At 70.3% G+C, this 23,341-nt stretch carries 23 protein-coding genes and 2 pseudogenes; 5 read left to right on the forward strand and 20 right to left on the reverse strand.

Annotated elements, in window-relative coordinates:
• The first annotated feature begins 12 nt into the window (after positions 1–12).
• Positions 13–384 (forward strand): cupin domain-containing protein, encoded by a 372-nt coding sequence (locus FLW16_RS20700; RefSeq protein WP_221891189.1) that lies wholly within the window; start codon positions 13–15, stop codon positions 382–384.
• Between the two features lie 185 nt (positions 385–569).
• On the opposite strand, the gene FLW16_RS20705 is transcribed toward FLW16_RS20700, so the two are convergent.
• The 4 genes and pseudogenes from FLW16_RS20705 to FLW16_RS46215 form a co-directional block, all read right to left on the reverse strand.
• Positions 570–2,033 carry an RICIN domain-containing protein gene (locus FLW16_RS20705; protein ID WP_221891190.1) on the reverse strand — a complete coding sequence of 488 codons (1,464 nt, stop codon included), beginning with the start codon at positions 2,031–2,033 and terminating at the stop codon, positions 570–572.
• A gap of 398 nt (positions 2,034–2,431) precedes the next feature.
• Positions 2,432–3,601, reverse strand: a complete 1,170-nt coding sequence (locus FLW16_RS20710; RefSeq protein WP_142561752.1) for a DegT/DnrJ/EryC1/StrS aminotransferase family protein — start codon at positions 3,599–3,601, stop codon at positions 2,432–2,434.
• 50 nt (positions 3,602–3,651) lie between these two features.
• A complete protein-coding gene (locus FLW16_RS20715) occupies positions 3,652–4,242 on the reverse strand; it encodes an amidohydrolase family protein (protein WP_142561753.1) in 591 nt (196 codons plus the stop codon).
• Between the two features lie 119 nt (positions 4,243–4,361).
• Positions 4,362–4,931, reverse strand: a pseudogene (locus tag FLW16_RS46215) (amidohydrolase family protein); the annotation flags it as partial.
• Positions 4,932–5,165: 234 nt separating this feature from the next.
• Here FLW16_RS46215 and FLW16_RS20725 point away from each other — a divergent pair.
• Complete coding sequence (locus FLW16_RS20725) at positions 5,166–5,927, forward strand: amidohydrolase family protein (RefSeq protein WP_260615429.1); 762 nt, start codon at positions 5,166–5,168, stop codon at positions 5,925–5,927.
• Complete coding sequence (locus tag FLW16_RS20730) at positions 5,924–6,655, forward strand: amidohydrolase family protein (RefSeq protein WP_142561756.1); 732 nt, start codon at positions 5,924–5,926, stop codon at positions 6,653–6,655. The genes FLW16_RS20725 and FLW16_RS20730 overlap by 4 nt, the downstream gene beginning before the upstream one ends.
• Here the strand turns inward: FLW16_RS20730 and FLW16_RS20735 are convergent.
• The 5 genes from FLW16_RS20735 to FLW16_RS20755 form a co-directional block, all read right to left on the reverse strand.
• Entirely contained in the window at positions 6,642–7,529 is an 888-nt protein-coding gene (locus FLW16_RS20735) for a dihydrodipicolinate synthase family protein (protein ID WP_260615430.1), read from the reverse strand. The two genes, FLW16_RS20730 and FLW16_RS20735, sit on opposite strands and share 14 nt — an antisense overlap.
• 10 nt (positions 7,530–7,539) lie before the next feature.
• Complete coding sequence (locus tag FLW16_RS20740; protein ID WP_221891191.1) at positions 7,540–8,409, reverse strand: carbohydrate ABC transporter permease; 870 nt, start codon at positions 8,407–8,409, stop codon at positions 7,540–7,542.
• Positions 8,406–9,272 carry a carbohydrate ABC transporter permease gene (locus FLW16_RS20745; RefSeq protein WP_142561757.1) on the reverse strand — a complete coding sequence of 289 codons (867 nt, stop codon included), beginning with the start codon at positions 9,270–9,272 and terminating at the stop codon, positions 8,406–8,408. The genes FLW16_RS20740 and FLW16_RS20745 overlap by 4 nt, the downstream gene beginning before the upstream one ends.
• 19 nt (positions 9,273–9,291) lie before the next feature.
• Positions 9,292–10,536 (reverse strand): sugar ABC transporter substrate-binding protein, encoded by a 1,245-nt coding sequence (locus FLW16_RS20750; RefSeq protein ID WP_142561758.1) that lies wholly within the window; start codon positions 10,534–10,536, stop codon positions 9,292–9,294.
• Between the two features lie 102 nt (positions 10,537–10,638).
• A complete protein-coding gene (locus FLW16_RS20755) occupies positions 10,639–11,772 on the reverse strand; it encodes a DegT/DnrJ/EryC1/StrS aminotransferase family protein (RefSeq protein ID WP_185949525.1) in 1,134 nt (377 codons plus the stop codon).
• Positions 11,773–11,846: 74 nt separating this feature from the next.
• On the opposite strand from FLW16_RS20755, the gene FLW16_RS20760 reads away from it, so the two are divergent.
• On the forward strand, positions 11,847–13,046 hold the full coding sequence (locus FLW16_RS20760; protein ID WP_260615431.1) for a hypothetical protein: 1,200 nt from the start codon (positions 11,847–11,849) through the stop codon (positions 13,044–13,046).
• A gap of 14 nt (positions 13,047–13,060) precedes the next feature.
• Here FLW16_RS20760 and FLW16_RS20765 read toward each other — a convergent pair whose 3' ends face one another.
• From FLW16_RS20765 to FLW16_RS20805, 9 genes and pseudogenes are all read right to left on the reverse strand, one after another.
• The gene (locus FLW16_RS20765) at positions 13,061–14,116 is read right to left on the reverse strand and encodes a dihydrodipicolinate synthase family protein (RefSeq protein ID WP_260615432.1); all 1,056 of its coding nucleotides are present in this window, start codon (positions 14,114–14,116) and stop codon (positions 13,061–13,063) included.
• Between the two features lie 35 nt (positions 14,117–14,151).
• Entirely contained in the window at positions 14,152–15,159 is a 1,008-nt protein-coding gene (locus FLW16_RS20770) for an NAD(P)-dependent oxidoreductase (RefSeq protein WP_142561761.1), read from the reverse strand.
• A 77-nt stretch (positions 15,160–15,236) separates the two neighbouring features.
• Positions 15,237–16,130, reverse strand: a complete 894-nt coding sequence (locus FLW16_RS20775) for a Gfo/Idh/MocA family protein (protein WP_185949526.1) — start codon at positions 16,128–16,130, stop codon at positions 15,237–15,239.
• A gap of 291 nt (positions 16,131–16,421) precedes the next feature.
• Entirely contained in the window at positions 16,422–17,624 is a 1,203-nt protein-coding gene (locus tag FLW16_RS20780; RefSeq protein ID WP_142561763.1) for an MFS transporter, read from the reverse strand.
• Between the two features lie 5 nt (positions 17,625–17,629).
• The gene (locus tag FLW16_RS20785) at positions 17,630–18,271 is read right to left on the reverse strand and encodes a TetR/AcrR family transcriptional regulator (RefSeq protein ID WP_142561764.1); all 642 of its coding nucleotides are present in this window, start codon (positions 18,269–18,271) and stop codon (positions 17,630–17,632) included.
• 28 nt (positions 18,272–18,299) lie between these two features.
• Positions 18,300–18,773: pseudogene (locus FLW16_RS20790) on the reverse strand (LuxR C-terminal-related transcriptional regulator); the annotation flags it as partial.
• A 96-nt stretch (positions 18,774–18,869) separates the two neighbouring features.
• Positions 18,870–19,340: a hypothetical protein gene (locus FLW16_RS20795; protein ID WP_142561766.1), complete on the reverse strand. Its 471-nt coding sequence runs from the start codon at positions 19,338–19,340 to the stop codon at positions 18,870–18,872.
• A 169-nt stretch (positions 19,341–19,509) separates the two neighbouring features.
• Entirely contained in the window at positions 19,510–19,761 is a 252-nt protein-coding gene (locus FLW16_RS20800) for a hypothetical protein (protein WP_142561767.1), read from the reverse strand.
• A gap of 342 nt (positions 19,762–20,103) precedes the next feature.
• On the reverse strand, positions 20,104–20,931 hold the full coding sequence (locus FLW16_RS20805) for a DUF6745 domain-containing protein (RefSeq protein ID WP_142561768.1): 828 nt from the start codon (positions 20,929–20,931) through the stop codon (positions 20,104–20,106).
• 185 nt (positions 20,932–21,116) lie between these two features.
• Here FLW16_RS20805 and FLW16_RS20810 point away from each other — a divergent pair, with 185 nt between their 5' ends.
• Positions 21,117–21,752, forward strand: a complete 636-nt coding sequence (locus FLW16_RS20810; protein ID WP_221891192.1) for a DUF6624 domain-containing protein — start codon at positions 21,117–21,119, stop codon at positions 21,750–21,752.
• 60 nt (positions 21,753–21,812) lie between these two features.
• Here the strand turns inward: FLW16_RS20810 and FLW16_RS45965 are convergent, their stop codons facing one another.
• Both FLW16_RS45965 and FLW16_RS20820 read right to left on the reverse strand, forming a co-directional pair.
• A complete protein-coding gene (locus FLW16_RS45965; protein WP_142561769.1) occupies positions 21,813–22,412 on the reverse strand; it encodes a sugar O-acetyltransferase in 600 nt (199 codons plus the stop codon).
• A gap of 226 nt (positions 22,413–22,638) precedes the next feature.
• Positions 22,639–23,244, reverse strand: coding sequence for a TetR/AcrR family transcriptional regulator (locus FLW16_RS20820; RefSeq protein WP_142561770.1), 606 nt, complete (start codon positions 23,242–23,244; stop codon positions 22,639–22,641).
• Positions 23,245–23,341 lie beyond the last annotated feature (97 nt).

Genomic DNA, 23,341 nt, shown 5'->3' on the forward strand with positions numbered 1-23,341 from the left:
AAGGAGGAGAGCATGTCGCAGGCCGACTACGCCATCCACTACCAGCCGCTGTTCGCCGCCCTGGAAATGATGGACGTCCAGGCGTTGATCGACCGGACCGACGATCCCTGGTACAACCAGACGCTCATCCAGGTGGGGGACATATGGGTGCGGCTGGGAGTCATGCAGGGTGAGTTCCATTGGCACAAGCACGATGAGCAGGATGAGTTCTTCTTCGTCCTCGACGGCCTGTTCCATATCGAACTGGAACAGACCAACACCGTCGAACTCCGCCCGCGACAGGCGTTCGCCGTCCCGGCGGGGATGCTGCACCGGCCCGTCGTCCCGGTCCGCAGCGCTGTCCTGATGATCGAAAAGGCCGGTGTCATCGCCACCGGCGACTGACTCCGCCGGCCAGGAGGGCCATCGTGTCGGACCCGGGTGTGAAGGCAAGGCGCCAAGCCTCGTACAGCTCTGCGGAATTCGGCCATTCAAGTGCCGCAATCCGGATCCCCGGCACCGAGCGCACAGCACGAGATCGGCACCGGGGAGGGATGTACCGCGGATCCGCGGTTACGTCGAGACGACCGTTAGACGGCCGTGCGCGACCACTGCTGGTTGGCGCCGGTGTTGCACGAATACTGCTTGAGGATCACGCCATCCGCGGTTGATGCGGACGGTACGTCCACGCATTTGCCGCTGTGCCGTGCCCGGAGCTGAAAGTAGCTACCGTTGGCGACCATCTGGAACTGCTGATTGGTGCCGGTGCCACAGGTGTACTGGATGAGCTCGGCACCGTCGGCGGTTGAAGCGCCCACCACATCAAGACACTTCCCGCTGTGGCGGCTGACAATGCGCCAGTAGCCGCTGCCGGCGTCCTGGAACTGCCACTGCTGCCATGGGTTGCCGCCGTAGGTGTACTGGTCGACGCGCGCACCGTTGTTGGTGTTCGCCTGTTGGACGTCCATGGCCTTGCCGCTGTGGCGCGCATCGATCCTGTAGAACGTTTCCGGCTGCGGCGAAGGGGTGGGGTCGCGGACGGTGTCGCCCCAGCCGTAGCGGACACGGTCGGCGCCGGATTGGTTGCGGACGGCCAAGGTGAGGTTGGTGCCGCTGCCGCCGAGGGCGTACATCGAGTAGTGGTCGTAGCCGAGGCTTCCGGTCGGCTTGCCACCGAGGGCGGGCCAGTAGGTGCCGCCCATCTGGTTGTCACGCATGACCTGGGCCATGGCGCGGAGGTAGCGCACGAAGTTGTCGGTGCTGTTCGCGTCGGCGTAGTTGAGGCCGGTGGACATCGGCGCGCCGAATTCCGTCGCGATCGCACGGGAGGCGCAGTTGCCCAAAAGCGTCTGAATGTGGCTTCGGAAGGCGTCGTAGGTCATCGCGCTGTAGAAGAAGGCGTAGTAGTGGAAGGACAGCAGCGTCGAGTTGAAGCGGCTGTCGTTGCAGATGTCCCGGAGGTCCTGGCTGAAGCCGGTACCGCCGATGAGTACCCGGCCAGGCACCGCCGAGGTGTGAGTGCTGAGCCAGTTCGCTGCTACATTGCGCCACTCCGCCGATGAGTAGCCGTGCGGCTCGTTCATCGGCTCGAAGTAGACGTTGCTGTTCGAGCCGTACGTGTTGGTCACGGTGGACCACATCGAGTTCCATGCGGCGAGGTTCGTGATCCTGCCGCCCGAGGCTGCGCCGTCCTCCCAATAGGCCAGGATGACCTTGAATCCACGGTCGGTGGCGGCGTCGATGGCGCCGCGATAGGAGTTCCACCAGGTCGTGTTGGCCACAGTGTGGGTGTTGATAGGCAACCGGACGGTGTTGACCCCCATGGTGTATTCCATGTAGTCGTAGAGCGCGTTGGCCTTGGCCCGTACTGTCGCGTTGCTGTCGGACTGGCTCAGGCCCTGCAGGACGAGCGTGCCGGTGCTGAAGTTGTCACCCAGCACGGCCCAGTTCATACCTCGGAATTGGCTGGTGGCGGCATTGGCCGAGGGCGCGGTGACGAGGGCTGCCACTGCGGTGAGCGCGGTCAGCACAAGGGCGATCAGCAACTGGCGCAACGACCGGATGCTCCGCGGTGGTCCTGATGAGTAACCATCAGACGCCATGCTCAGTGCCATGAAATGTCCCATCACTAGATCTAAATTGCTGGGTCGAACTTTCACTTGTGCACACTGTTAGCGTTAACAAATAAACGCGGATCACCCACGAAGGCCTCACGCTAAAGAGGAGGCGGGAGTGCGTCAACAGAAAGGGAGGCGACTTGCTCGAACCGCTGGTCCGTGACGGACGCCGCTGTAAATTTCAGGCAGACTTCCTGGTCACGCCAACGCCCCGATGGTGCCACTGCAGTACCGCTGATCCCCAAGAAGGGTGACCTGATCCTGGACGTTGTACGTAACCGGATCATGTATGTCGAGGTGTTGAACTACCCCACCGCGCAAGAGCGCGGAGGGTGTCAGGCATGACTGGTCAGCACCTTCGCGAGGGCTTCGGCGATCTGGGCGGCACCCTCGGCGCCGGCCATCAGCATCGGCTGGCGAACCCAGACGACGGTCCGGGCGGCGTCCTCGGCGGACGGGCACGGCTCGGCTCGGGCGCCTTCCGCCGTCAGCGCGGCCATCGTGCCCAGAGGCGGGTAGCCCGCGTCGAGCGGCACGCCCTCGGCCTCCATCGCGGCCAGCAGGAACGACCGGTCCACCTCGGGATCGACGCGCAGCATGAGCAGGTGGCGGGAGTCGCGGGTGGTGCCCGGCGGCCGGGGCACGACTGTCACCGGGCGGGCGGGGACAACGGCCAGCTCCCGTTCCAAGGCGGCGCAGAACGCCTCACGGGCGTCGATCTCGCCGTCCAGCCGGTCCAGCCAGGGGAGCAGGAGGGCGGCCTGGAGCTCGGTCAGACGCAGGTTCCAGCCGGTCTTCGAGTGGCCGTACCAGGCGCCGCCGGGGCTGCGGCCCACGTTGCAGACAGACCAGATCTCCCGGTACGCCTCCTCGGTCCGGCAGACGATCAGGCCGCCCTCACCCGCGGTCATGGCTTTGCTGGACTGGAAGCTGTAGACGCCGGCGTCGCCCAGCCCGCCCACCGGCCGGTCCTTGTAGGCGGCACCGTGCGCCTGGGCGGCGTCCTCGACGACGGCCAGGCCGTGGCGGGCGGCCAGGGCGTTCAGCGGGTCCATGTCGGCGGGGCTGCCGGCCAGGTGCACGGGCATGACGGCCGCCGTCGCGCCGGTAACGGCCCGCTCGACGGCCCCGGCCAACAGGTGCAGGTCGTGCGGGTCCACGTCCGCGATCACGGGAGTGGCTCCGGCCAGCAGCACGGCGGTGGCCGAGGCCACGAACGTGTAGGCGGGCACGATGACCTCGTCCCCGCGGCCCACTCCCAGGCCGCGCAGGGCGGCGAACAGGCCGAGGGTGGCGTTGCCGACGGCGACCCCGTACGGGACGCCGGACCGCCGGGCGAACGCCGCGACCAGATCCGTCACCACGGACCCGCCCTGCGTGGCCCCCCACAGCCCGCTCTCCAGCACCCGCGTGACCAGCTCGCGCTGCGCGTCGTCGAGGGGCGGCGGCCAGGCGGGCCACGGCTCGGTGCGGACGGGGGTGCCACCGTGGATGGCGAGTGTCACGCGAGTTGTCCCTTCGGAGTCGGCCGGGGGTCGGACGGGGCGGGCGGGGGTCAGGCGGGCGGCGCCCCGCGCCACAGGTCCTCCGCTGGCGCCCGGTCGGGCAGCCCGAGGAGGCGGGCGAGGTTGCCGCCCTGGACGAGGGCGCGGTCGGCAGGGGTCAGGGGCGCCAGGGCGACGCGGCCATAGCCGGTGCGCAGGTCGAGGAAGCAGGCGTCGGAGCCGTACACGACTCGTTCGGGACCAGCCAGCTCGGCGAGTCGGGCGATCCAGCGGCCCGTCATCTTCGAGCCGCACGTGTCGAGGAACACGTTGGGGTGGTCGGCCACGAGCCTCGCCGCCCGGCCGAACCCGTACGGCCAGAGCCCGGTGTGCCCCATGAGCAGCGGCACGTCCGGATGGCGGGCCGCCACGGCGGCGAACTGGGCGGGGTCGCTCCACGGCGAGCCGGTCTGGCCGTGGGAGAGCACGGGCAGGCCGAGCTGCCAGACCGGATCGTACAGGGGGTCGTCGAGCCTGCATTCGTGCACGTCAGGATGGATCTTGACGCCCCACACGCCGGTGCGCGCGAGCGGCGTACGGTGGTGCGGGTTGTAGACCTGCCACACGCCGAACCGGCCGGGGAACCGCGCGGCGATCTCCATGGCCAGCTCGTTGCCGCGTACGGCGTCGGGGCCGACGGCGAGCAGGTGGCTGATCGGTCGACGTCCTCAGGGGGCAGGGCGAGGCGGTCGAGCAGGAAACGCGGGCCGCAGTCGTCGGAGACCGGCGCGCCCGTGCCGAACACCAGCCGCCGGGACCCGAAGCGCTCGGCCAGCCATTCGACGCCGCCCTGGGTGTTGACGGTGCCGATCTCGGTCCGCACGTTCGCGGCCTCGGTCATGAGCTCGGCGACCACGCGCAACCTGCGGTAACCGGGATTGAGGAGGAGGATACGGAGGCCGGGTAGGCGGGCGGCCAGCGTGATGAGCTGCGCGGGCGAGGTCTCCTCCAGATCGATCGCCACCGGCAGCCCGATGGCTTCGAGCCACCGCAACGCGCTGGGCCCCGTCAAGTCGAACCGGTGCCGTTCCGGGCAGAGGCGTACCATCCGCACCCCCCACGCCCGCACCTCGCCGGGACCGTCCGGCACGCTCGCCCCCGGCACCCCGGGCACCACGACCGGCACCGGAACGAGCCGCCCGTCCGGCACATCGGCGGGTGTTCCCGGGCCGTCCGTGGTCGCGTGCGGCGCGGCCGTGGCGGCGAAGAGGGCGGCGTTGCCGGCGGCCGGGTCGGAGTGGAGGCTGAGCGTGTGGGTGACGCAGGCCCGGTCGATGCGCAGCCGGTCCATGTCGCCGAGGGGATCGGGCGGCACGTCGTCGAACGGCACGGGCCCGATGAGCCGATGGGCATCGATCACAGGTTTCGGCACAGGCCGAAACCTAGCCAGCCCGCGACGGTACGGTCAAGGAGAGGCGACGCGACCCACGTCCACTGAGGATCCAGCTCGACTATCATCCTGGCAGCATTTTGGCCCGGACCGTAACCTTACGAATGCCTTGGTCTCAATGGCATGATGGCGCGCATGACGATTGAGGACGGGCCCGCTATGCCGTTCGACCCGTGGCGGCTGGCCGGCGGGCTTGAGGTGACGCTCGACGTGGACGTGCTGTTCGGGGCCTACCCCGACCGGGCGGGGCCACCCGGGACGCCTGACGCCGTGCTGCGCCTGCTCGCCGAGCACCGCATCAGGGCCGCAGCGGCGGCGAGCCTGCGGGCGGCGCTGTTCGACATGCGTTCGGGCAACCAGGAGACGTTCGGCCTTGCGGGCGACGCGGTCGTGCCGGTCGGCGTGGTGGACCTGCGCGACCCGATCGGGTCGGCGCGCGAGCTCGACCGGCTGGCGGCAGCGGGGGTCAGAGCGGTCCGGCTGTTCCCCGAGGAGCAGGGCGTGGAGGCGGGTTTCCCGTCCGTGCGGCACGTGGCCGGGCGGGCGGCTGCGCTCGGCCTGACCGTGTTGACCGGCGGCGACGTGCGGAGGTTCTGGCAGCCGTTCGCCGGGATCGGCGCCACGGTCGTCTTCCTCGACACGCACTTCTACCATCTGGGCGACTTCCTGGTGGCGGCCGCCGACGAGCCCGGCTTCCACACCTCCACCCGCCTGCTCAACTCCCCAGACGCGCTGGAGCTCGCCGCGGCCGAGCTCGGCGCCGATCGGCTGCTGTACGGCTCGCGCGCCCCGCACCACGAGCCGCTGGTCCCCCTTCTGCGCCTGGCCACCAGCGGGCTCGAACCGGACGAGATCGCCGCCGTCGCGGGCGGCAACGCGAGGAGGCTGCTGAAGTGATCATCGACGTGCACGCCCATTGGGGCCCGTGGTTCTTCACCATGGACGTGGCCACCGCCAACCTCGCCACCATGGACAGGTACGGCATCGACCGCGCGATCGTCTCGGCCACCGAGGCCGTGATCTACGACGCCCCCGCGGGCAACCGGGCGCTGGCGGCGTACCTGGAGACTCAGGAGCGTCTGCTCGGCTACGTGACCGTCAATCCGCGCCGGCTGCGTGAGGGGCGGGCCGACCTGCGGGCGTACCTGCCGGGCGGGCGGTTCGTCGGCGTGAAGATCCACACCGACTACACCGGCTCGCCCACCGGCTCCGCCGCGCTACGCGACGCGCTGGCCGAGGTGGCCGAGGCGGGGGTTCCGGCGCTCGTCCACACGTGGGGCGCATCGGTGCTCGACCTGGCCCAGGCGTGCCTGGACACGCCGGGGCTGCGGGTGATCGCGGGCCACATGGGCGCCGACGGCTTCCGGTACGCGATCGAGGCCGCCAACGCCTGCGACCGCCTCTACCTGGAACCCTGCTGGTCCCACGCCCCGGCCGGTCGCATCGCGGAGGTGGCCGCGGCCGTGGATCCCGGGCAGCTGCTGTTCGGCACGGACGCGACGCTCATCGACCCGTCCTCGGCGTACGGCGCGGTCGCGGCGGCCCGGCTGGACCGGGAGACCGCCGAGCGCGTCGCGTGGCGCAACGCCGCCGACCTGTTCGGCCTGGACGTCACGGACCGCTGACACCGCCCGCCGCAGGGTGGAAAAGCGCCGCATCCTCGGCCAGCGGCGGCCCGTACGGGTCGTGGGCGTGGGCGGCCGGGATGCGGCCCTCGGCGGCGGCCAGCCAGAGCATGCGCTGCACGTAGCCCTCCATGGGCTCGGTGAAGGTGACCGAGGCCAGCCGGTCGAGCCGCGCCGACGCCTCCTCGAACGCCCGCAGGTTCGGCCCTCTGAAGGCGTCCATGACGGCGGCGGTCACCTCGACGCTCGCCGCCGCGATGCCGACCAGGGCCGCCTCGGCGCCCCACAACAGCGACGGCCCGAACATGCGGTCCTCGCCCGTGATCGCGAGCCGGCCTGCCTCCTTTGTGAGGGCGATCGCGCGCTGGCAGCCCATCGCGTCCGACAGCAGCGCCGTCTTCAGCCCGGCCACGCCGGGGTGCCCCAGCAGCGCGCGCATCGTGCCGGGCGGGCAGGGCAGCGTGTAGAGGTCGAAGGCGATCATGGGCAGGCGGGCGGCCCGCCACACCTCCTCGTGGAGCGCCACCCGGTCGCCCGCGGAGGGGAACACCAGCACGCCGTCGGCGCCCAGCTCGGCCGCCGCCCGCGCCTGCGCGGCCGCGTCCTCGGCGCCGCCGCCGACGCCCGCGATCACCGGCACGCCGAGCGCGACCGCCCGGCCGATCACCTCCGCGCGCGTCGCGGCGTCCAGGTACGGCCCCCGCCCGGTGTGCGCCAGCACCGCGAGCGCGCCCGCGCCGCCGGACACCAGCCCGGCCAGGTAACGCGCGACGACGTCGAAGTCGACCTCGCCCGACTCGGTCATGGGCGTGGCGGCGGCGGCGATCAACGTGCCACGGAGCCGGTCCCGGAGGTTCTGCGCAGATTCGTCCACCCGGCAGAGCCTATTTGAGGCCGGTCATCACGATGCTGTTCACCAGGTAGCGCTGCAGGAGGAAGAACACCAGCAGGCACGGCACCACGGAGACCGCCGCCGAGGCCATGAGCAGCGACAGCTGCGTCTCCTCGGTGCGCAGCGTGGTCAGCCCCACGGTGAGCGTGCGGGTGGCGTCGCTCTGGCCGATGACGAGCGGCCACAGGAAGTCGTTCCAGTGCCACAGGAACACGAACACGCCGAGCGTGGCCAGGACGGGCTTGGTCAGGGGAAGCACGATCGTCCAGTAGACGCGCCACTCGGAGGCGCCGTCCACCTTGGCCGCGTCGAACAGCTCGTCGGGCAGCTCCCTGATGAACTGGCGCATCAGGAAGACGGCCTGGGAGTTGGCCAGCGTGGGCACGATCAGCCCCCAGAACGTGTCCACCCCGTCCAGGCTGTTGACCAGCACGAACGTCGGGATGAGCGTGGCCTGGAACGGCACCATCATGGTGGCGAGGAACGTCCAGAACATGGCCTCGCGGCCAGGGAAGCGCTTCTTGGCGAAGGCGTACCCGGCCATGGAGGACGTGAGCAGGATGATCACGACCGAGACCAGCGCGTAGACCAGGGAGTTGACCGTCCAGCCGGCGATGCCGCTGGACGACAGCACACGGGTGATGTTGTCCAGCGTCAGCGACTCGGGCCACTGCTTCGGCACGGTCGGGCGGCCTGCCGGTGACAGCGCCACCACGAACATGGCCACGAACGGGCTGACGGTCAGCGCCGACAGCACCGCGAGCAGCGCCACGAGCGGCCACCTGCCCCGCCACCGGCGGCGACGGGCGGCGCGGGCCGTGTCGGCGCCGGTCGTGACCGGCCTCGACGCAGTGATCGTCACGTGTTCCCCCGATCCAGGAACCGGCGCTGGACCAGCGAGACGATCAGCACGATCGCGAACAGCACCATGCCCAGCGTGGCGGCGTACCCGAAGTCGAACGACCGGAAGCCGTAGTCGTAGATGCCGTAGATGAGCGTGTACGTGGCCCGCGCCGGGCCGCCGCCGGTCATCACGTACACGGTGTCGAAGGTCTGGAACGCCGAGATCGTCTCGATCACGACCACAAAGAAGATCGTGGGCTTGAGCAGCGGCAGCGTGATCCTGCGGAAGCGCTGCCAGGCGCTCGCGCCGTCGACCCTGGCCGCCTCCGTATACGAGGACGGGATCGCCTTGAGCCCGGCGAGCAGGATCAGCATGGAGTAGCCGAACCCCTTCCACACCGACACCACGGCCAGAGCGGGCAGCACCACGCCCGACTGCTCCAGGAACGCGACCGGCCCGAGGCCGGCCTTGGCCAGCAGGCCGTTGATCAGGCCATCGAACTCGTAGATCCAGCGCCAGATGACGCCCGCCAGCACGAAGCTCGTCACGTACGGCAGGAAGAGCATGCCGCGGAACAGGCCGCGCAGGAAGACGACCTGGTTGAGCAGCAGCGCGGTGCCGAGCGCGACGAGCAGGGTGAGCGGCACGTAGACCGCCACGTACACGAGCGTGACCCGCAGACTCAGCCAGAAGTTCACGTCGTCGAGCAGGCGGGCGTAGTTGTCCGCGCCGATGAAGTGCCACTCGCCACCGATGTTCCAGTTCGTCAGGCTCATCCCCGCCGCTCCCAGCGACGGGAAGATCCGGAAGATCAGGAACAGCACGAGCGCGGGCAGCACGAACAGCAGGCCGGTGACCGGGTCACGCAGGCGATGGCGCACGAGGCGAGTCCTTTCTTGCTCAGCCGCCGCTGCCGAGCAGCTGGTCGGCCTCCTTCGCCGCCGCGTCGAGCGCGGTCTTGGCGTCCTCCTTGCCCAGCAGCGCAGCCTGGATGTGGGGGGCGAGGATGCCCATCACCTGGCGGGCCTTCGGATGGGTGTCGCCGGGGAAGGCGTACTGGAGGGACTTGGCGAACTCCTTGGACGCCTCGCTCTGCCCCGGCACGGTCACGTCGGTGCGCGCGGGGAAGAAGCCCGACTCCGCGGCCAGCTCGGCGGCGACCTCCGGCGAGGCCAGGTACGCGGCGAGCTTCCTGGCCGCGTCCTTGCTCTCGGAGTGCTTGGCGAGCACCAGCCCGCCCGGGATGCCGAACGAGACCCGCTTCCTTCCCTCCAGCGGCAGGCCGATGCCGACGTTCTCGGCGCCGATGGCCGTGCCGAACTGGACGGCCTGCAGCGCGGTCGCCGCGTGGTACATCGCGGTCTTGCCGCCGGCCAGCGCGCCGCCTTCGATGTCGTTGCCCTTGCTCGCCGCGTTCTCGGGGAGCCCACCGGCCGCCTTGAGGTCGAGCAGGAACTGCAGGCTCTCCACGCCCTCGGGGCCGTTGAAGGCCACGCTCTTGCCGTCGGCGCTGAAGACGCTGCCGCCGTTGGCCCACAGGATCGGGTAGAAGCTCTGGTTGAGGCTGACCTCGGGCTTGCCCGGGTAGTCGAGCACGGCCACCTTCTTGGCGGCGAGCTTCGGCGCGGCCTCCTTCAGCTCGGCCAGCGTCTCAGGCACCTTGGTGACACCCGCCTCGGCGAACAGCTTCTTGTTGTAGATGGGCGCGGTGATCGTCTGGTAGATCGGCACGCCGTAGAGCTTGCCGCCGACGGTCAGGGCGCTGAGGGAGTTGGGCAGATAGGAGCCCTTGGCGGGGGCGATGACGTCGTCGACCGGCTCGATCGTGCCCTGCTGGGCGTACTGGGGGATCTGGTCGGGGCCGAGCACGACGAGGTCGAAGCCCTTCTTGGAGACCAGCGCGGTGGTGACCTTCTCCTGCCGTCCCTCCCAGGGCTGCAGATCGACCTTGACGTCGATCCCCGCGTTCTTCGCCTCGAAATCCTTCTCGACCTTGCCCCAGAACGCCTGGTTCTTGGCCTGATCGGAGATCACGGGATACATCCAGAGGGTCACGGTGCTCTTGTCCGAGCCGCCGCTGGAACCGCATCCGGCGGCCGCGAGGCTCAGTGCGGCCGCGACGCCGACTGCTGCTGCCTTCTTCATCGGCGCTTCCTTTCGCTTAATACCGGTCCTGACCGAAACCTAGTGACGGCCTCCGGTGGGGTCAATGCCTGATACATGAACGTGACGAGAGCCGGGCTGCGGTCACGGCCGGAACTTCGCCATGCTCTCGGCGATCAGCTCGACGTGGGCGTCCGTGTAGTGCTCGTTCCAGTCGATGACGAGCAAGGTCTCGGCCACCATACGCTCGGCCCGCGGGCAGGCTGCGGGGACGTACACGTCGCCCAGCGGGTAGCGCGAGGTCCCGTAGACCGGGCCCCGCCACACCGGCGCGCGGTTCAGCGGCTCGGCGAGGTATCCGGCCCTGGCCGGGATCCCGGCGGCGGCCAGGTGCGCGGCGCGCTCGGGGGCGTCGCCGTCCGGGCACACGACCGGGAACAGCCACCAGGCGTGCCCTTCCGGGCGCGGCAGGACGAGGCCGGGCAGCCCGCGCAGGGCGGCCAGCAGCTCGCCCGCGGTGCGGCGGCGCGCGGCGACGACGCCGGGCAGCTTGGCGAGCTGCGCCCGCGCGACCGCGGCCTGCAGCTCGGTCATGCGGTAGTTCAGCCCGAACGCGGCGTGCGAGCGGCCGGCCGCGCGGTCCCATCCCTTGTCGGCGAACAGCCGCATCCGCCTGGCCAGCTCGTCGTCGTCGGTGATCGCGATGCCGCCGTCGCCGCAGGTGATGTGCTTCCACTGCTGGAGGCTGAGGGTGCCGACGTCGCCGGCTGTGCCGGCCAGGCGGCCGTCCGGGAGCTCGGTCAGCCACGCCTGGGCGCAGTCCTCGATGAGCCTCAGACCGTGCTCGTCGGCGAGCGCGCGCAGCTCGCCGATCCTCGCGGGCGCACCGAACAGGTGCACCGCCATGATGGCCCTGGTCCGGGGCCCGATCAGCGCGGCCACCGAGTCGGGGTCGAGATTGCCGTCGCGGGGGTCGACGTCGGCAAAGACAGGAACGGCGTTCTGCGCCAATATGGGGGCCACGGTCCCGAAGTCCGTGATCGGCGTCGTGATGATCTCGTCCCCGGGATCCGGCGCGGCCGCCACGACCGACAGATGGAGGGCCGCGGTGCCGGAACTGCACGAGATCGCGTGGCGAGAGCCGTAGAGCTCGGCGATCCCGGCCTCCAGTGCCCGCGCCTCGGTCCCCCAGACGGAGTTGAGCATGCCCGAGCGGATCACCCGTGCGAGGGCGTCCACCTCCTCGTCGCCGAGGGTGCGGCCGTCCGCTTCTGCCATTGACGGGAACTTCACCGAGCACCTTCCGAGATAGTATTGCGGTCTTGACCGTAATGAGCGAGAGGGAGACGTGGGTGGGAATCCTCATCGGGGTCGTCGGCCCGCACGACCTGGTCGACGGCGTCGCCGCCGTGTGCGAGGAGCAGCCGGGCGTCAGCACGCTCCGGCTCGACTACGACCACGAGTCGCAGGCTCCCGCGCTCGTCGACGCGCACGCCTCGGCCGTCGAGGGCTGGCTGTTCACGGGGATCGTCCCGTACATGCTGTCCAGGGACGCCCTCACCAGGCCCGCCGCTTTTGTCGACTACTCCGGCGCGACGCTTCTCACCGCCCTTGTACGCCTCCAGCACCAGGGCCAGGACGTCACCCGCCTGTCCATCGACACCCTGTCGGCCGCCGACGTGAACGCCACCTTCGCCGAGGCCGGACTGCCCGCCGACGACCTGCGCACGCTGCCGTACCGGCCGGAGATGACCTCCAAGCAGGCGGTCGCCTTCCACCGCAAGGGCCCGGCCCACCCGGTCATCACCTGCCTCAGCTCCGTCCACGAGGCCCTGCGCGACCACATGCACGTCCTGCGCCTCGTGCCCTCGGTCCACTCGGTACGCGTCGCGTTGCGCCAGCTCCTGCTCACCGCCGAGGGCCAGGCCCAAGAGGACGCCCAGATCGCGCTCGGGCTGATCGAGGTGGCCGGCGAGGAGGGCCTGCTGCGCGAGGCCACCGCGCTCGGCGGCACGCTGGCCGCCTTCCGCGGCGGCACCCACCTGCTGGTGACCACCCGCGGCCCGCTGCACGACGCCACCGGCGGCTTCACCGCGCTGCCGATGCTGGGCCGGCTGGCCGGTCACAACGAGGTCGTCCGCATCGGCTTCGGGCTGGGCCGCAGCGCCGCCGAGGCCGAGAGCCTGGCCCGCCGCGCCCTGGCCCGGGCGCGACGCATCGGCGACGTGGCGGCCGTGCTGTCGCTGCGCGCCGACACCGACATCGTCCTGGAGTCGGCGACCGCCGCTCCGGCGGGCGCCCAGAACCTGTCGGTCATCGCCCGCCGAGTGGGCCTGTCGATCTCGACGCTGGAGAAGCTGCTGGAGGCCAGGGCCGCCGCGGGCGATGAGCCGCTGACCACGCGCGAGATCGCCGACCGGCTCGCGGTGCAGCAGCGCACCGCGCGGCGCATGCTGCACCGGCTGGAGCTCGCCGGCCTCGCCGAACGCATCGGCAACCTCACCAGCGGCTCCAGCGGCCGCCCGCTCACGCTTTACCGGCTCACCCTCTGAGGTGGGCGGCCGCCTCAGGAAAGCCACCGGGAGAGGCCGTCGGCCACGAACTCGTCGTCCCGCAGCCAGGGGTAGGCGGCCCAGATCCGGTCGATCTCGGCGAGCTGGCCGGGCGAAAGGTCCTCGGCCGGGTCCAGGCACCAGCGCCCCGCCAGCAGGCCCTGCCGGCGCAGCACCTCGTGGATGCCGGGGATGCAGCCGTGGAAGCCGTTGGCGGAGTCGAAGATGGCGGCGTTGGCGTCGGTCAGGTGGCCGTCCAGCGAGAGCAGCCCGCGTACGGCCGCGTCGTCGCCCTCGCGGGCGCGGGTGGCCTCCTCCAGCAGCTCGACGGCCCTGCGCACCCACACAGCCCACTGGCCGAGCAGCCCTCCGACGAACTCGATCTCCACCTCGCGCCCGTCCACCACGACCCGGTGGGGGGTGATGAGGTCGGCGAGGATGTGGTCGTCGTTGCCGGTGTAGAGCGCGACCTCGCCGGCCCGGCCCGCGCGTACGACGCCGTGCAGCACGTCGAGCGTGCGGTACCGGTCGAACGGCGCGACCTTGATCCCCACCACGGACTCGATCGAGGCCAGCCGCGTCCAGAAGTCCCGCGACAGCGGCTTCCCGCCGACCGCCGGCTGCAGGTAGAAGCCGATCACCGGCAGCACCTCGCCCACGGCCCTGGCCCGCTCGACCAGCGCGTCCTCGTCCAGCTCCCGGTACGGGCTGAGCAGCACCATGTGGTACCCGAGCGATCGGGCGAGCTCGGCCTCGGCCACCGCCTGCGCCGTGGACCCGGTCGCCCCGGCCACGAGCACGACGTCCCGGCCGGACTCTCCGGCGGTACGCGCGGCCAGCTCCAGCACGGGCGGCAGCAGGTCGGTCCCATGGATGGCGAACTGCGTGGTGTGCACGCCCACGGCCAGGCCGCCCGCGCCCGCCTCGACGTAGTAGCGAGTCAACGCCCGCTGGCGGCGCTCGTCCAGTTTCCTGTCCTGCGTGAGCGCCAGCGGGTGGGCCGGGATCACCAGCCCGCGCCTGAACAGGTCGCCCGCGGAAGTCTGCGCCTGCTGAACCGTGCTCAGCACGTGGGATCCCCCTTGTCGTAGGTCTGGCACGCCGGTCAGAACCGTCCGTCGCGGCGCTCGAACTTGGTGGGCTTGCCGAGCAGCGGCCCGCCCTCGGCGACCCATCGCGCCGTATGCTCGATAAGCTCGGCGGGCGTGAGCTCGGGATAGCCGAACAGCCGGTGGCAGCGGCCGGCGTTGGACAGCAGCGCCGTCGGAGCCTCCTCGCCGGTGAACACCGGCTCCTTGCCGAGCAGCTCGCCCAGCGCCAGCGCCGCCTGCCGCACCGAGATCAGCTCGGGCCCGGTGACGTTCAGCACGTACGGCGGCGCGGCGGCGAGCGCCAGCGAGCGCAGGGTGACCTCGTTGGCGTACCCCTGCCAGACGACGTTGGCCTGGCCGGTGGTCAGGTCGATCGGCTCGCCCGCCAGCACCTTCTGAGCCAGGTCGACGAGCACGCCGTAGCGGAGCTCGACCGCGTAGTTGAGCCTGATCAGGGCGAGCGGGGTGCCGTAGGTCTCGGAGAAGTGCGTCAGCACCCGCTCCCGGCCCAGGCAGCTCATCGCGTAGTCGCCGACAGGGCCGACCGCCGAGTCCTCGGTGCAGCCGCCGCTCGTGACGGGGACGAGCGGATAGACGTTGCCCGTGGACAGGGCGGCGATCCTGCTGTCGCGGAACCTGTCGGCGACCCGGCCGGGCAGGTAGGCGTTGGTGAACCAGGTGGCGTGCTCCCGGCCCTGGGTGCCGAACTTGGCGCCGACCAGGAAGACGACGTTGGGCGCGTCCGGCAGGTCGCGCAGCGCCGCCTCGTCGGCGACGTCGGCGGCCACGACCGTCGCGCCGTCGGCAGCCAGCGCCTGGGCGAGGCCGGGCTCGGAGAAGCGGGAGACGGCGATGACCCGCCGGTCGCCCCGCGTCGCGTTCAGCGCCAGCCGCACCAGGCTGGGGCCGAGCTTGCCGCCGGCGCCCAGGATCATGATGTCGCCGTCGAGCCCGCCCAGATCCTCGACCAGCCCGGCGCTGGGCCGGGCCAGCCGCTCTTCCAGTTCCGCTGTCGTCCGCACCCGTTCTCCTCTGTTCCGCATTTACGGCCCAGACCGTAACCGGCGCGAAGTTCGGCTGTCAACGGTCTCCGCCGCCCTCAGCCGGTGGCCGCCTGCTCGCGGGCCGAGACCAGGACTTCCAGGATCGCCAGGGTGTGCGCCCACGGGACCGGGCTCGGGCCGCCGCCCACCATGCCGAGGAACGCCTCGATCGTCCCGGCGTACCCGAGCCCCTGGACCGGGTCGGGGCCGCCCTCAATCACCACCGACTCGCTGCCGTGCCGGCCGTGCAGCGTCACCGTGTACGCCTCGTCCTCGGACACGCCCAGGATCTCGACCGTCCCGACGGTCCCGTTCGCCCACTGGAGCGCCAGCACGGCGGTGTCCTCCGACCGCAGCGTCCGGTAGTGCCGCCTGGCCCCGGCCGCCCCGACCAGCCGCACGTCGGGGCCCAGCAAAGCGACCAGCAGCTCCACGCCGTGGATCCCCATGGTCACCATCGTGCCGCCGCCCTCGCCCGGGGTGTCCTGCCAGGCGTTGTAGCCGTCGGCCCACATGCCGACGTCGTGTCGGACGGTCGCCCGCACCGACAGCACGTCCCGCGGGTCGGCGTGGACCCCGGCGAAGGCGGGCGCGAAACGCAGCACCGAAGCCGACATCACTCGCTCGTGCGCCGGCAACCGGCGCAGGGCGTCGAGCTGCGCCCTGCTCGCGGCGGCGGGTTTGTTCACGAAACACGGCACGCCGGTCTCCAGGACGCGCCCGAGCGCTTCGGGCACCTCCGGGTTGGGCACCGTCAGCACGACCCCGTCCGGCTCTCCCGCCAGCAGCTCGTCGAGGCCGTCCGCCACCTTGGCGTCGGGATGCTCATCGGTGAAGCGCCGCAACCGCTCGGGGTCCGGCTCCCACACGACCAGCTCGGCGTGGCGGGCGAAGGTTCGGGCGTCGGTGTACGGATGGCTGGTGGCGAGCCCGGCGATCGCGATACGCACAGCTTTCCCTCCAAACGGGCGCAGCTCATGGCTTGATGGCCGCGACGTGGGCTGCCATCCGTATCAGTTCGTGGATGACATGTCGGTCTGTTCGGTCATTTTCCAGGCTGGTGTCAGCCAGTGACGCTCTCCGGGACGTCCATGTAGGGCTCCGGTCGCTGCCGGCAAGAGCTCCGGCCCCCTCTTCGAGGTTCATCGAGAGGAGCGGCTCCCGGGAACGCACGTGCGCGCGGGCACGTGCTTCGTCATGACCGATCCCCGCTGCCGCTCGACCCAGCCGCCCGCCGAGCCTCACGCTGACCGGGGCGTACGCAACTGGTACCAGGCCACGGCGGTGCCTCCGGCCAGCACCGCGCCGCTGACGACGAACATCGTCCTGACACCCAGCGCGGCCCCGACCGCACCGGAGAAGGCCAGGGACAGCACGGACACCGCGTTCGGCACGATCGACATCAGCCCGATGAACCGGCCCATCAAGGCGTTGTCCACCTCGGACTGGGTGAGGGCGCCGATGCCCGTCTGGACGGTCACGGTCAGCAGCCCGAAGACGAAGTAAACGGCCATCAGCCCGGCGACCGTCGTGGTCACCGCGATGGACGCGATCAGCGCCCCCAGCGCCACCATCCCGGCGAGGACCAGGCCGCGGGGCCTGACGCGACGGGCCACGAGGGCGAGCAGCGCTCCGCCGATGATCGTGCCCACGGTGTCGCCGGCCTGGATCGGGCCGAGCCAGCCGACGGTGATGTGCAGCGTGTCCACGACGTACGGGGTGAGCATCACAGCCATCGGCGTGAGCGCGAAGGCCAGCGCGCCGAACACCAGGAGCACCGCCCGCAGGGCAGGGGTCGCCCGGACCACGCGGAGCCCTTCCGCGACCGCCGCCCACGCCGGGCGGTGCCGCCCGGCGGGAACGGCCGGCACGTGCCGGATCGCCAGGACGAGGGCTGCCGACAACGCGAACGTGACGGCGTCGGCGGCGAACGACACCCAGTACGTGTGCATGACCGCGACGAGCACGCCGGCCAAGGCGGTGCCGGCGAGCTCGGCCGTCACGGTGGCGGTCTGGATGAGGGAGTTGGCGCGCACCTGCTCGTCCTCGGGGACGATGACCTGCATCAGCGCAGCGCGCGCCGGATCGAAGAAGGTGCCGACCACGGCCTGTAGGAACGCGATCGCGTACAGGAACGGCAGGCCGGCCGAGGTCGCGGCTCCCGCCGCCAGAGCGATGAGCAGGACCGCCCGGCAGACGTCGCCGACGACCATGATCCGGCGGCGGTCCCCGCGATCCACGTACACGCCGGACAGCAGGCCGATCGCGATACCCGGCAAGGCCAGGACGACGGCGAGCCCGCCGACCGCCGCCACCGAGTGCGTGCGTTCGGTGATCAGCAGGACGAGGGTCAGGGTGGTGAGCGCGTCGCCGAACGTGGAAACGGCGTGCGCGCCCCACAACAGCAGGAATCCAGGGTTCCTGATGATGACCTGGTGCGGCATCGAGGTCACCTCTGGGACGGCGACGCCAGTACACCGTGCAGGATGAGGTCGGCCAGGCCCTCGGTGGTGACACTGGCGGCCCCCGCCTGCCAGCCTCCCCCTCGGCCGAGTGCCATCACGATCGCGAGCACCATGCCGGCCGCGGTCTCCACGGGTGTGCGGAGCCCGGCGGCGTCGGGCTCCAGCACGGCGACGGCCGCGGCGTGCAGGCGCTCGTACGAGGCGGTCCGGCTCGCCGCGAACCGGGTCCGGTCCTCCTCGGACAACGACTCGCGCGGGCGGGCCTGGGTTGCCAGGCTGACGGCGTTGACGACGGCGGCGGTGCGTTCTCCCTGGGCGCGCAGCACCTCGATCAGGGCGATCAGGCGGGTGCGCAGCGGCTCGGACGGGTCGATGGCCGCCAACTCGCCGACCACGTGACGGGGGTCGGTGACCTCGGCGAGGCAGGCGGCCAGGACCTCGTTCTTGTCCGCGAACGCCCGGAAGATCGTCGGCTCGCTGATGCCCGCGGCGCGGGCGATCTGCAGAGTGGTGACGGAGGGGCCGATCTCGACGAGGAGGGGGATGGCGGCCTGGACCACCATCGCCCTGCGCTCCTCCACGCTTTGACGGGGTGCGCGCTGTCGCGGCTTCGATTCCTTTTCCATGAGGTCGAGTATATGTAGTGAGGACTCACTACGTAAGTAAGGGCCGTGCGTAGCCCGATTCGTAGGCCTGGACGACGAGCTGTTCGCGGTCTCGCGCACCCACTTTGGCCAGGGTCCGGCTGACGTGCGTCTTCGCGGTCGCCGGGCTGATCGACGGACATGCGGCGATCTCATCGTTGGACAGCCCGGAGACGACCAGCCGGAGGACCTCTATCTCTCGTCCGGTCAGGGTCCGAAGATCCATCGCCTGCGGTTGGTGAGGGGATCGCGCGGTGAACTCGGCGATCAGCCGATGAGTCACGGTCGGCGCGAGCAACGCTTCACCGCGGGTGACGGCCCGCAGGCCGCGCAGCAGCTCGACGGGCTCGGTGTCCTTGCGTACGAATCCGCTGGCGCCCGCATGCAACGCCTCAAAGACGTACTCGTCGAGGTCGTACGTTGTGAGGATCACCACGTGGACGTCCGGCAGCCCCGGTCCGGCGACGATGCTCCGGGTCGCGTCTTGATATACCTCGCAGCCGGACGACCGCGTCAGCCTCGGAGCGTGGGCGGCTGGAACTCCTGGCGGTAGTGACCGGCGAAGGCCGTGGAGAGGCGATCAGGTGTCGTAGGAGCCATCCCAGGGGTCGTAGAACCCGATCTGGTTGGGGTAGTACTCGACGTAGCCGTCGCCGTCTCCGGTTTTATCCGTCTCGTCTATGAGACCGAACACGCAGTCGTGGGCGTCCACGCGGAAGAGACGAACAGCGATGTCCCCGTACTCGACGTCCTGCAAGCGGGCCAGCATCCGTTCCAACGCCTGATCTGCCTCGGCGCCGCCCGCGAACGGACTGATCTCAGAGCTGAGGTGCCGGCCATCGTGGTCGAACAGATGAAGGATCGCGAACCATGGCCCCGGCGTCGGCTCGCCCTGCTCATCACGCCAGGGCCACTCCCCCACCTCTTCGTAGGCCGCGACCGGCCATCCCCTGCACACCCCTCCGAAGAACAGCCCTCCAGCATGGGTGCCGATGGTGTCGGTGTGGTAGTCGGGCTCGTAGGAAATGGGGATCAGCTCAGGCATCGGCATGGCAGCGACGGTAACCCCAGCCGCTGACATTTCCTGGCAGGAGCCGCACCCAACTCGCTACTTACTGACGGCGGCTGACGGAAACCGTCAACGGCGACGTCGCCAGGCGCGGTGCCCAGGGCGTCGATCGGCTTCAATCCGTCAGTTCGGGGTTCGAGTCCCAAGCGCTCTAGCGGAGGCGTCGCCAGGCGGCCACGGCGATCACGGGGATAGCCACCGCCCAGCAGTAGAAGGCTGCGATGATTCCCTCGTTCGCGTGCTGCCCGTTGCCCTGCACTTCGGGGACGAAGCTTGACGCGATCTCCGGAAGGAGCAGCAGCGCCACCCCTGCCAGGGCGAGCATCGAGTTGGTGGCGACGGACAGCCTTGCCGGGTACGGTTCCCGGATAAGGCGATGGACTTCGGAGTGCGCCGCGCCCACCTTGTCAGCCCTGTGGTGGCACCGAGTCCGGCGAGCAGACCGAGAAAGGCACCTTTTCCGGCTCCGTAAGCGATTGGGACCCAGGCGTTCCAGGGGTAGTTGCCGACCGTAGCGGCTGTCCACGCACCAACCGCACCCCAGACGAGGATGCCGTCGGCGATCCCTGCTGCCAGAAGGTCCCTCACACACCTGCCTGTTGTTACAAAGGCAATATGCCCTCCCCCACCGGGTGGCACCGGCGCGCCTCGCAACGCCCTGCAGTCGGATCCAACTCGACTCCAGGCGGTTGTCCTCGGGCAGGCCGGGACGAGACAACCTGTCTCGTCCCGGCCGACCCATGGGTCATGCCGGCAGCGGCTGCCAGCCGTCGCGGTAGCGGACACCGCCGCGCCGGAGCCGGACCTCGTCGTGCCAGGTTCCGGGGACCGGTTCTGTGCGGACCAGTTCGGGTCGATCCACCACGATGCACACATCCTCGCTGGGCCACCACCAGCCGCCGGAGCGGACCAGTGCGGCCCAGTGGCCGAGGTGCTCGAGGTCGTCCGGCCCGTAGGAGGCCAGTCCGAGCCGGTGCAGGGCGTCGTAGTAAGCGACCCACGCCGCGTCCTGCTGCCCGTACCAGCACGCAGGAACGGGCCCGCCGCCGGCCAGCGTGTCACGAATCGGCATGCGGTATCCGTGCGCGAGGCTCCGGTGCAGTGCGGTGCGGATGCCTTGGTGCAGCACCACCCCCAGGGGAACGCCGGCGTCGAGTGCCTTCAGCGGCGGCAGTTCGGGCCAAGGCTCGCTCCGTTTACCCCTCCGCGCAGGGGACAGCTCAGGGTCGGCGTGCGAGACACCGGCGCTGAGCGCGCCGCGCAACTGGGACTCGAGCATGGCCAGGTCGCTGGCCAGCGGCGGTTTACCCTGTGGATGAGGATCCCGGATCCACCCGTAGAGCTGTTCGAGCGTGGGCAGACCGGCGAGAAGCGGGATCGCCTTGTCCGGTGAGTCGACCCATTCGAACCGGGGCTTCGGGCGAGAGATCCTCGCGTAGATCACGGTCAGGCTGTGTTCGACGGTCCGCCGGTCGGCCGGCTGCGTGGACAGACCGTGGTCCAGCCACTCCTGCCGGATCTTGACGGCTTCCTGCCACCGGTCGTGAGCGCTCTTGCTCCGGACGTCGGCCACAGGTTCAGCGGCGACATAGCGCCGCGTGGGCGCGGTCACCGCGCGTGGGCGTCGCCGCCCTTTCGGTTGGAGATCATGCCTTGATGATGACCTGAACTCCGCGGTGCGCGCAACCACTCGACCGATTCCCGCCCCCGACCGCCGTTTGCGCCGCAGCGGACGGGCCGGTTGCGGTGAGGCGGGAAATGGGCTGGGAGCGGCACCGAAATCCGGCCGCCCGGTCAACGGCAATCGATCGTATTCCCGGGATCGATCGCGCGGCTCCGACCAGCCGACCGGACACCGCCCGCATCGTAAAGTCGAAACATGACCGCGACGAACTGCGAGCGGAACTGCTGAAACGCATGAAGGTCGATCAGGATATCCGTGAACAAAGCGAGGATCCTCCGAACCAGGAGCGCATGGCCCGCTGGAGGAACATCGATCGGGACAACACGGCATGGCTGCGGTCAGTGGTCCGCGCTCGCGGCTGGCCGCTCTTGTCGCAGGTCGGAGAGGACGGAGCGCTCGCGGCATGGCTGCTCTCCCAGCACGCCGACGCCTCGCCCGAGATTCAACGCGAATTCCACGCTGCGCTTTCCGATGCCGTTTCCCGGAAGGAGGCGAAGCCCGCCCACCTCGCCTACCTCGGGGATCGAGTGCGCGTGAATTCCGGCCGTCCCCAAATCTATGGGACTCAATTCGTCAATGACGGAAACGGCTTCAGACCACATCCGATAGAGGAGTTAGATCAACTGGACGACCGACGCGCCGCAGTGGGCCTGGAGCCGTTCGAAGAGTATGAAGCCCAGATGCGGAGCCTGTACGAGGGCGATATCTGACGCTGGTCCTCGTCACGCCTTTCTGTTCCGCGCCGGCGTGATGAATAGCCGACCGCCCGCCTACACGGCGTCGGGGCGCCAGCCGGTGGCGTCCTGCTCGGTGATCTCACGGAGGACCCGAGCGGGGTTGCCGGCGGCGATGACGCGTGCGGGGACGTCTCGGGTCACGACGGCCCCGGAGCCGACGATCGCGCCGTCGCCGATGGTCACGCCGGGGTTGATGGTGACCCCGCCCCCGATCCACACGCCGTCCCCGATCGTCACGGGCCTGGCGTAGCAGCCCCCGGCGACGCGCTCGTCAGGATCGATGGCGTGGTTGGAGGTGTAGATGCTCACGCGCGGCCCGAGCAGGACGTTGTCGCCGATCGTGATTCGCGCGCCGTCGAGCATGACGGCGTCGAAGTTGGCGTAGAAGTCGGCGCCGACGCTGATGTTGTAGCCGAACTCGCACCGGAAGGTGGGCTCGAAGTGCGCGCCGGGGCCGACGTGGTCGAGCAGGTCGCGCAGGAGGGCCTCACGCTGGGCCTGGGGAGCGCCGAAACTGTCGTTGTAGGCGTTCGTGAGCAGCACGGCGCGCTGACGGGCGGCGACCAGTTCGCCGGTCAGGTCGTTGTACATCTGCCCGGTGAGGATGTGGGCGCGCTGTGCCTCGAGGCTCACGGTTGTCTCCTGCGGCGTTCGGTCTTCGCCGGCTGCGCGACCGGTCTCCAGCCTGGGCGCAGACGCCGAATTGAGTACTCGTCGAGGACCAAGTGTCGCGGAACCGGCAAACGACGCTGATGGCACCTCTCCCGCAGAGGGCATGATCTGCAGCGTTCGCGCGAGCGCCGGCGTAGGAACCCGGGCACAGCGCCGACGGCGGGCTGTCGCCTGCCACAGGCGGGCGTCAGGTGAGGGCGCCGGCGCGGGCCGCCGCCAAAGCCGCCGTGGCGGCCCGATCCGCCGCGGCCTCGTCGAGAGGTTCCCCGGTGTTGAGCAGGGCGTAGTAGAGGGGTGCGGAGACGGCGGCGATCACCCGGCGCGGGTCGGTGGTGGGGGGCAGGTCGCCTCGTTCGATCGCGTCGGTGACGCAGCCGGCCCATTCGTCGATGCGTACGGCGTAGAAGCGGCGCAACGCCTGTGCCGCCTGGTCGTTGCACAGTGACGCGGCGATCAGCGCCTTGAACAGCCGTCCCTGGCGGGGATCGGTGAGGGTTTTGAGGACCAGGCGGGCGTTGTCGCGCAGATCCTGGCCGATGTCGCCGTTGCGCGACCGGGGCAGAGACCGTTCGGCCATGTCGTGGAGGAGGTCGGCGGCGAGCGCGCCCGGCGTGCCCCAGCGGCGGTAGAGCGTGGTCTTCCCGACTCCCGCCACACGTGCGATCTCGCCGAGGTCGAGCCCGTCGAAGCCCTTTTCGGCCAGCGTGTCTGCGGCGGCTTCGAGGACGGCCTCGCGGACGCGGGCGGTGCGTCCACCTGGGCGGACGGCACCGGGCGGTGGAGTGGCTGCCATGGACGGCTCCTTCCCGCAAGGCCACTATCGGGACCACGGTTCCCTTAAGGCGGCATGTGGTGTTACTGTCCTGTTCAGTCTAACGGGACGACAGACC

The sequence above is a fragment of the Microbispora sp. KK1-11 genome (assembly GCF_006874435.1).
GTDB lineage: Bacteria > Actinomycetota > Actinomycetes > Streptosporangiales > Streptosporangiaceae > Microbispora > Microbispora catharanthi.